Origin of the sequence: Sulfitobacter sp. JL08, from assembly GCF_003352045.1 — a bacterium.
Taxonomy (GTDB): Bacteria; Pseudomonadota; Alphaproteobacteria; order Rhodobacterales; family Rhodobacteraceae; genus JL08.
Map to the genome: position 1 here is coordinate 4,316,022 of NZ_CP025815.1, position 7,669 is coordinate 4,323,690.

At 55.8% G+C, this 7,669-nt stretch carries 7 protein-coding genes; 4 read left to right on the forward strand and 3 right to left on the reverse strand.

Annotated features, from left to right (window positions below; translation table 11 throughout):
• Positions 1-13: 13 nt before the first annotated feature.
• Entirely contained in the window at positions 14-2,158 is a 2,145-nt protein-coding gene (locus C1J05_RS21170) for a polysaccharide biosynthesis tyrosine autokinase (protein WP_162798180.1), read from the reverse strand.
• Positions 2,159-2,247: 89 nt separating this feature from the next.
• Between C1J05_RS21170 and C1J05_RS21175 the strand changes: the two genes are divergently transcribed.
• Positions 2,248-2,571 carry a hypothetical protein gene (locus C1J05_RS21175; RefSeq protein WP_162798181.1) on the forward strand — a complete coding sequence of 108 codons (324 nt, stop codon included), beginning with the start codon at positions 2,248-2,250 and terminating at the stop codon, positions 2,569-2,571.
• A gap of 22 nt (positions 2,572-2,593) precedes the next feature.
• Here C1J05_RS21175 and ubiB read toward each other — a convergent pair whose 3' ends face one another.
• Complete coding sequence (gene ubiB / locus C1J05_RS21180; protein WP_114872002.1) at positions 2,594-4,141, reverse strand: 2-polyprenylphenol 6-hydroxylase; 1,548 nt, start codon at positions 4,139-4,141, stop codon at positions 2,594-2,596.
• A gap of 3 nt (positions 4,142-4,144) precedes the next feature.
• Positions 4,145-4,897 (reverse strand): bifunctional demethylmenaquinone methyltransferase/2-methoxy-6-polyprenyl-1,4-benzoquinol methylase UbiE, encoded by a 753-nt coding sequence (gene ubiE, locus C1J05_RS21185; RefSeq protein WP_114872003.1) that lies wholly within the window; start codon positions 4,895-4,897, stop codon positions 4,145-4,147.
• Between the two features lie 86 nt (positions 4,898-4,983).
• Between ubiE and mutM the strand changes: the two genes are divergently transcribed.
• From mutM to rpsT, 3 genes are all read left to right on the forward strand, one after another.
• Positions 4,984-5,835 (forward strand): bifunctional DNA-formamidopyrimidine glycosylase/DNA-(apurinic or apyrimidinic site) lyase, encoded by an 852-nt coding sequence (mutM, locus tag C1J05_RS21190; protein WP_114872508.1) that lies wholly within the window; start codon positions 4,984-4,986, stop codon positions 5,833-5,835.
• A gap of 63 nt (positions 5,836-5,898) precedes the next feature.
• Entirely contained in the window at positions 5,899-6,675 is a 777-nt protein-coding gene (locus C1J05_RS21195; RefSeq protein ID WP_114872004.1) for an enoyl-CoA hydratase, read from the forward strand.
• Between the two features lie 146 nt (positions 6,676-6,821).
• A complete protein-coding gene (gene rpsT / locus C1J05_RS21200) occupies positions 6,822-7,091 on the forward strand; it encodes a 30S ribosomal protein S20 (protein ID WP_114872005.1) in 270 nt (89 codons plus the stop codon).
• The last annotated feature ends 578 nt before the right edge of the window (positions 7,092-7,669 follow it).

Genomic DNA, 7,669 nt, shown 5'->3' on the forward strand with positions numbered 1-7,669 from the left:
CACGGCCAAGTTTTTAAGATACGGGCGCACCCCGTGCCGCATAATCGGCATAACAACTGTGTTTGCCGCCTAAACCGTATCTTTTCATGCCTTTCAGACTGATTTGGGTCAGCACCAGCCCGGAAACGTTCACACCGGTACTTCGGAACAGCCTCAGCGTTTCACGGATTTGCACATCAGATGTGCTGTCCCATTTCACAGTCAGAAGAACGGTATCGGCCTGTTTCGCCAGAATGCACGCATCGGGGGTCGCCAGAACCGGTGGCGTATCAATGATAATGTAGTCGTATTGCGCGCGAAGCGTTTGCACCAGATCGCGAAAGCGCCGTGAAGAAAACAGATCCGCCGGGTTCTTGCGTGTTGAATTCGCCGCCAAAATGTCCGCGCCATACCCTTCGGGGCGATGGATTCCCTCCCCGATCTGTGCCGTTTCGTTCAGGATAGACACGATTCCCGCCTCAGGAAGATCTTTGAATTGTTGGCGCAGTCTGCCCCGTCTGACATCGCCTTCGACAACCAGCACTTTCTTGTCCAAACCGCTCAATACTTCGCCCATGCTCAACGCGATTGTGGTTTTTCCTTCGCCGGGCATTGCGGAAGTGACCAGAATGACCTGTTTTTGACTTTCTTTCTGGGACAGAAGAATAGATGTGCGCAGGCCCCGCATGGCTTCCATGCGGCGTGCATCACAGGCTAGGTTCAAACGGGCAGGCTGAACGCGCCCCACATCAAGTGCAGGTATTTGCCCCAGAACAGGCAGGCCGGAAAACGTCTCTAATGCCGCAGCCGTGCGAAATGACGTATTGGCGGCTTCTTGCACCAGCACGTAAAGCGCTCCGCAGGTGAGACCGAAAAGGGCCGCCATCGTGATGATCAACGATTTTCGCGGGCTATGCGCAAAGCTTGGGACAACGGCATGCGACAACACCCGACTATCCGCCTGCTGAATACCTTTTTGCGCTGATGTTTCCTTCAGACGGCTTAGAAAATGCTCGTACAAAAGGCGCGTTGCGGCGGCTTCGCGGGTCAATTGCTGCAAAGCGATAAGGTCCTGACCTTGTTGATCGATCTGCAGGTCAAGCTTGGTTTCGGACGCTTGCAAAGCCGCAAGCTGTAGCGTTGCCCGGTCAGCTTCAATCCGGACACGTGACAGGATATCGCGGTACCGGTCATCGAATTCGGCAATACGATCGGGGGTTAGGCGCCCTGATGACAACATTTGCGTCAACAAAACATCATCTGCCACTGCGACCTTGTCATGTGGCGTTTGCGCATCCACCATCTTGCCCAACAGTCCCTGCATTTTTGCCTTCCGCGTATGCGCCGCAGCAATGCGCGCCCGCAATTCCTTCAACTGCCGCTCAAGAACCTGAAGGGCAGGGGCAGAAATCAACGCAGTTGCGGCGGTAAACTGCGCCACCTGCGCTTCTGCATCTTCCAGTTGCGATTGCAGTTCAGCAACGCGGCTTGCCAGCCATTTCGCCGCGTGCTCGGTGGCGTGTTGTTTTTCATTCATCTGGTTGTCGATGTACAATCTGGCGATGGTATCGGCGATTATCGCCGATTTTTCAGGCGATTGGGTCGTCACGGAAATCCTGAAGACATGACTTCCCGGAATATTGCGCACCGAAACCTTGGACAGCAAAACGTTTACGATCCTGTCCAGATCGCGCCCCGTCCTGTCATCATCCGTTGCCGGCGGACCAAAACTTTGGCCGCCACCGAGGACGGATTCAATTCCGCTGCGCAAACGCGTTTTCAGCCCTGGTTCGCGCAGATCGGCGTTGAATTCCGGATCGGACATCAGGTGCAAGTGGCGCGCAACGTCTGTCATGAGGGTGCGCGCGCGCAAAACTTCCACTTCTGACGTTACGGATGACGGTTCACCGGATACGGCTGCGATGACACTGGGCAATGCCACAACGCTGGTTTGGCGGGTATCGAAAATCACCACAACGCTTGATGTGTAAAGTGCCGTTGCAACGGCAAAAACGTAATAAGTTGTTAATAAAACCGCGACTACACTTGCGGCCGATATGATCATCTTGCCCCGCCACAGTGTCAGCAGCAGCGTTCGAAAATCGGCCCGGAAAGGTGCGGTCGTTTGTTCGGCAGGGCCATTCGGGTCCGGCAGGAACCGCGGTTCGTGTTGTGTCATGTCGCGAATACTCAGACCAATCGGTTTGAAATTTGGTTCGTTCAAATTGCAACGATTGGGTTAACGCCAGATTAAGAAAGGTGATGTTCATGCGCATCAATGCTGACAGGACACAACACTTGCCCGTACCATCGGGATCAAACCTGTATTACAGGGTCGGTTCGGCCTTCAGGTCCGGCCTGATTGGCGCAACTCTGCTTGCAATCTGGCCGATAACGACAAGCGCGCAAACGCTTGACTGCCAGAATCCGGACAATCTGGGAAATGATGAATGCCTTGGCGTCCCGCCCGATCCTGCCTTGGGGAACCCGACAAACCTCATACCGCTTTTGACGCCGTTGATCGGCCTGGCCGTCGCCGGCGCGCTGGCTGGCACCGGCGGTACAAGCACGCCAAGTACAACAAACCAGTAAGTCCGTTCCGGGCCGCTACCGATCAGAAATCCGGCAAATGCGTCCAATTCTGCAAAACCCAGAACAACAGTGCACCCAGCCCGCCGCCCAGCAGCGCCCAAAACACGGCTGCGGGCCATTTCGCCTCCGCGGGCGCCATGGCCTCGTTCGATTGCCGGATCAACGCCGCTTCGACCAATCCGGGCAATCGTGGGCCGAAACGCGCCATCACCCGCGCGGTCTTGGCAAGATCACTCACAATGGCCTTCGGACCGATTGATTGCTTGATGTAATCTTCCACTGTCGGGCGCGCGACCTGCCAGATATTGATATGTGGGTTCAGCGAACGGGCAACCCCTTCCACCACCACCATGGTGCGCTGCAAAAGGATCAGTTCGGTGCGGGTTTCCATACCAAACCGTTCTGTCACCTCAAACAGATAGTTCAACAAACGCCCCATGGAAATCTGCGTTGCGTCCATTCCGAAAATAGGCTCGCCAACAGCGCGCAGGGCGCGGGCAAATTCATCGACATCCTTGTCTGCGGGCACATACCCGGCTTCGAAATGCACCTCTGCGACACGTTTGTAATCTTTCCGGATAAAGCCGAACAGAATTTCGGCATAAACCCGGCGGGTATATTCATCGATATGGCCCATGATCCCGAAATCATAGGCGATGATGTTGCCGTTTGGCGCAACTTTCAGATTGCCCTGATGCATGTCCGCATGAAAATAACCGTCGCGTAAGGCGTGCTGCAAAAACAATTGCAACACCCGCTCGCTCAGTGCTTTTCGATCGTGCCCCGCAGCATCAATTGCCGCATTGTCCCCCATCGGGACACCATCGGCCCAGCCCAGTGTCATCACCCGCCGCGCCGACAGGTCCCATTTGATCGGGGGCAGCTGGAAACCCGCATCGTTCTTTGTATTTGCCGCAAATTCCGACGCTGCGGAGCTTTCCAGTCGCAGGTCCAGTTCACCACGCACCACACCGTCAAAATGCTCGACAACCTCCATCGGGCGCAAACGCCGTGACCCCGGCGAAAACACTTCGACCATGCGTGCCGCAAGATAGAATGCGTCGATATCCTTGCGAAAGGCGCGTTCAATTCCGGGGCGCAGCACTTTAACGGCCACGGCCTCGCCATTGCTGATCAGCCGTGCCTTGTGCACCTGCGCAATCGAAGCGGCCGCCACCGGCTCGCTGAACTCGGAAAACACGCTGTCTACGGGTTGGCCCAGCTCTTTTTCAACCTCGGTGCGAGCCTTGTCGGTTGGAAACGGCGGCAGCTTGTCTTGCAAGACCCGCAATTGAACAGCCAGCTCATCCCCCACCACATCCGGGCGGGTCGAAAGAACCTGTCCGAATTTGATATAGGCGGGTCCCAAAGCTGTCAGCGCGCGGGTCGCGGGCGGCATCGTAACATCACCTTTCAGACCCAGCCATTTAAACGGCCAGCCCAGCGCACGGGCTACAAACCGCAGTGATTTGGGGGCTTCGAACGCATCCAGAACGACATTCATTGCACCTGTTCGTTCCAGCGTTGCACCGGTGCGGACCAGCCGCCAGATGTTGTGCGGTCCTCGCATGGTCTAGATCTTCCATCCGGAATGAAGCGCGGCAACACCCATTGTCAGGTTGCGATACTTCGCGTTTTCGAATCTGGCCTGCCGAACCATATTCAGAAACGTCTCCTGATCCGGAAAGTTCCGGATCGATTCGACCAGATATTTATAGCTTTCGCTGTCATTGGCGATCAGCTTGCCCATGCGGGGGATCACGTTGAAACTGTAAAGGTCATAGGCCTTTTGCAGTGCGTCGTTCGGCAATTGCGAAAACTCCAGCACCATCAACCGCCCGCCCGGGCGCAAGACACGATAGGCCTCGTTCAGGGCCTCTTGCGGACGGGTCACGTTGCGGATGCCAAAACTTATTGTATAGACATCAAAGCTGTTATCAGGAAACGGCAGCGCCATCGCATCACCGACAACCCAATCCAGGCTATCGGCCATTTGTTCCGCTTCTGCCCGTTTGCGCCCTTCGACCAGCATCGATTCTGTTAGGTCCAGCACCGTTGCATGCCCGGAACCGGCCCGTTTCAGAAATCGAAAGGCGATGTCACCAGTGCCGCCGGCCACGTCCAGCAGTTTTTGTCCGGCACGCGGGGCCAGCCAATCCATCATTGCGTCCTTCCAGATCCGGTGAACCCCTGCTGACATCACATCGTTCATGACATCATATTTTGTGGCTACAGAGCTGAAAACGCCCTTCACCCGTCCGGCCTTTTCGGACTCGGGCACTGTTTCAAAACCGAAATGGGTTGTTTTGTCGTCGCTGTCTGTCATCTGGCCTGACCGCTGTGTTACATCGCCCTTGTTATAGGGCGCATGTCGCCATGCACAATGCGCCCCTTTTGCACAAAGGACATATGATGCCTGAACTCCCCGAAGTTGAAACTGTGCGCCGTGGGCTGCTTCCGGTGATTGAAGGGCAAACGATCGCGCGTGCAGACGTCAACCGCCCAGATCTGCGCTGGCCCTTTCCCGAAAATATGGCGCAGCGTTTGACGGGGCAGAAAATTGTCGCGTTGCGACGCCGCTCGAAATATATTCTGGCTGATCTGAAAAGTGGCGAAACGCTGCTGATCCATCTGGGTATGTCCGGGCGCATGCTGATTTCCGGCGATCCGCTTGGGCAATTCGTACATGACCACCCCGCAGCGGAAAAACACGACCATGTTGTTTTGCACATGCAAAACGGTGCGCGCATCACCTTCAATGATCCACGCCGCTTTGGTGCAATGGACCTGCTGGATACCGCAACCGCCGACTCTCACCGGCTTTTGGCGGTTTTGGGACCCGAACCTTTGGGTAATGATTTTAACGAACCTTATCTGGTCGCAGCGTTCAAAGGAAAGAATACACCCGTCAAATCCGCCTTGTTGGATCAGAGAATCGTTGCGGGTCTGGGTAATATATACGTCTGCGAAGCCCTGTTTCGCGCCCACATCTCGCCCAAACGCCGCGCCGGCCAGCTTTCGGCGCGGCGAGTCGCATCACTGGTTCCTGTCATCCGCCAGGTTCTTGCCGATGCGATAAAAGCGGGCGGATCTTCATTGCGCGATTTCCGCCAAGCTGATGGGGAACTGGGATATTTTCAGCATTCCTTTGATGTTTACGGCCGCGAAGGCGCCCCGTGCCGGACACCGGATTGTACCGGAACCATCGCGCGACTTGTGCAATCGGGGCGCTCGTCTTTCTATTGTCCGCAATGCCAAAGATGACTTGAACCCGCCGCGTGTCGTGCTAATCCTTTGCGCCTGACCGGAACAAGAGAAAGCAGAATTATGGCCTTTGAGACGATCATCGTCGAAGTTGAAGACCACGTTGCCTTGATCAGGCTGAACCGCCCCGACGCAATGAATGCCCTGAACACCAAACTATTGGGCGAACTGTGCACGGCGCTGGAAGACGCAGACCAGAACGACAAGGTCCGGTGTATCGTGATCACCGGATCGGACAAGGCGTTCGCTGCGGGTGCCGACATCAAGGAAATGTCCGAGATGTCCTATGTCGAAGTCTTTCTGAAAGACCTGTTCGGCTCCGAAGGCACGCGTATCACCAAGACCAGAAAACCTGTTATCGCAGCCGTTGCAGGCTATGCGCTGGGCGGGGGATGCGAACTTGCCATGATGTGTGATTTCATCATCGCAGCCGACACCGCCAAATTCGGACAGCCCGAAATCAATCTGGGCGTCGTGGCCGGTATTGGCGGAACCCAGCGGCTGACACGTTTTGTGGGCAAGTCCAAAGCAATGGATATGAACCTGACCGGTCGTTTCATGGACGCAGCCGAAGCGGAACGCGCCGGGCTGGTAAGCCGCGTCGTTCCCGCCAAGAAATTGATGGAAGAGGCAATGGGCGCTGCTGGCAAGATTGCCGAGAAATCGGTTCTGACAGCCATGGCCGTGAAAGAGGCGGTCAACCGCAGCTATGAAACCACGCTGAGCGAAGGCATCTTGTACGAACGGCGCATGTTTCATGCGATGTTCGCCACTGAAGATCAATCCGAAGGTATGGCGGCGTTTCTGGAAAAAAGAACTGCGCAGTTCCGCGACAAATAGGCAGACACGACAGTTTTCCGGGGAATATCGGGCCAGAATGCGATTTGCGGCCCATTCATCGGGCGCACCCTGTTGACAGGGCGGCGACTCGGGCCTAAAGACGCGAATTCAGATTACACCCTACCCAAACCGTGGGACGACATAACATGGCCAATACGCCTCAATCAAAAAAACGCGCGCGCCAGAACGAGGCCCGCTTTCAAGTCAACAAAGCGCGTCGTTCGCGTATCCGCACCTTCCTGCGCAAAGTGGAAGAAGCGATCGCATCGGGCGACCAGTCGGTTGCTGTGAACGCATTGCGAGAAGCACAGCCAGAACTGATGCGCGGTGTCTCCAAAGGCGTGTTTCACAAAAACACAGCTGCGAGAAAAATGTCACGCTTGTCTTCTCGGGTAAAAGCGCTGGGCCAAGCCTAAGCCGCACCGACTAAGCGATTGACCGATAAAGGTGTCCCGACCGGGGCGCCTTTTTTTGTTGTGCGGTTTTCGCAGACCCGATCGTGACATGGGTCTGCCCGGCTGACAGATTCTTTTCACAAAAAGATGAGTCAAGTTTAGAGTTCAGTTGCCGCTGCCGTTCCGAAGTTGCTACCAACAGTACAGCGATTCACTTCGCCTTGGGGGGACAGGCTCCACACCGGATAGATCCTATTTGCACGGATCGCGTAAGGGTGCGGATGTGTCGGCGGTGCAACCCGATTGCATAACCACACCCTGCCGGATTTCTGGTTGAAGAACCAGCTTTTCGGTCCTGTCAAAATTGTTGTGCGCGCGCGGCGTGCGGTGGATTGGTGTACAAACCGGGCGAACCGGAACACCAGAAACCGGCGTCAAGCAGTGATGATTTGGTTCGGCACCTGTTGGTGATCGTGCTCCTTCTGCGGGGTGCGTCGCATCGCGTGGTGTTGGGTAATGGGTAAGGCCGATTGGGACGGTCTGTTTGGGGGCTCATTGATGGCAACGATTAGAATAGAAGGGCTTGGACGGGCGACTTT

What these genes read in the sequence shown, in the direction of transcription:
- C1J05_RS21170 (WP_162798180.1), bottom strand. Translation starts at nt 2,158, where the DNA reads ATGACACAACACGAACCGCGGTTCCTGCCGGACCCGAATGGCCCTGCC.
- C1J05_RS21175 (WP_162798181.1), top strand. Translation starts at nt 2,248, where the DNA reads ATGCGCATCAATGCTGACAGGACACAACACTTGCCCGTACCATCGGGA.
- ubiB (WP_114872002.1), bottom strand. Translation starts at nt 4,141, where the DNA reads ATGCGAGGACCGCACAACATCTGGCGGCTGGTCCGCACCGGTGCAACG.
- ubiE (WP_114872003.1), bottom strand. Translation starts at nt 4,897, where the DNA reads ATGACAGACAGCGACGACAAAACAACCCATTTCGGTTTTGAAACAGTG.
- mutM (WP_114872508.1), top strand. Translation starts at nt 4,984, where the DNA reads ATGCCTGAACTCCCCGAAGTTGAAACTGTGCGCCGTGGGCTGCTTCCG.
- C1J05_RS21195 (WP_114872004.1), top strand. Translation starts at nt 5,899, where the DNA reads ATGGCCTTTGAGACGATCATCGTCGAAGTTGAAGACCACGTTGCCTTG.
- rpsT (WP_114872005.1), top strand. Translation starts at nt 6,822, where the DNA reads ATGGCCAATACGCCTCAATCAAAAAAACGCGCGCGCCAGAACGAGGCC.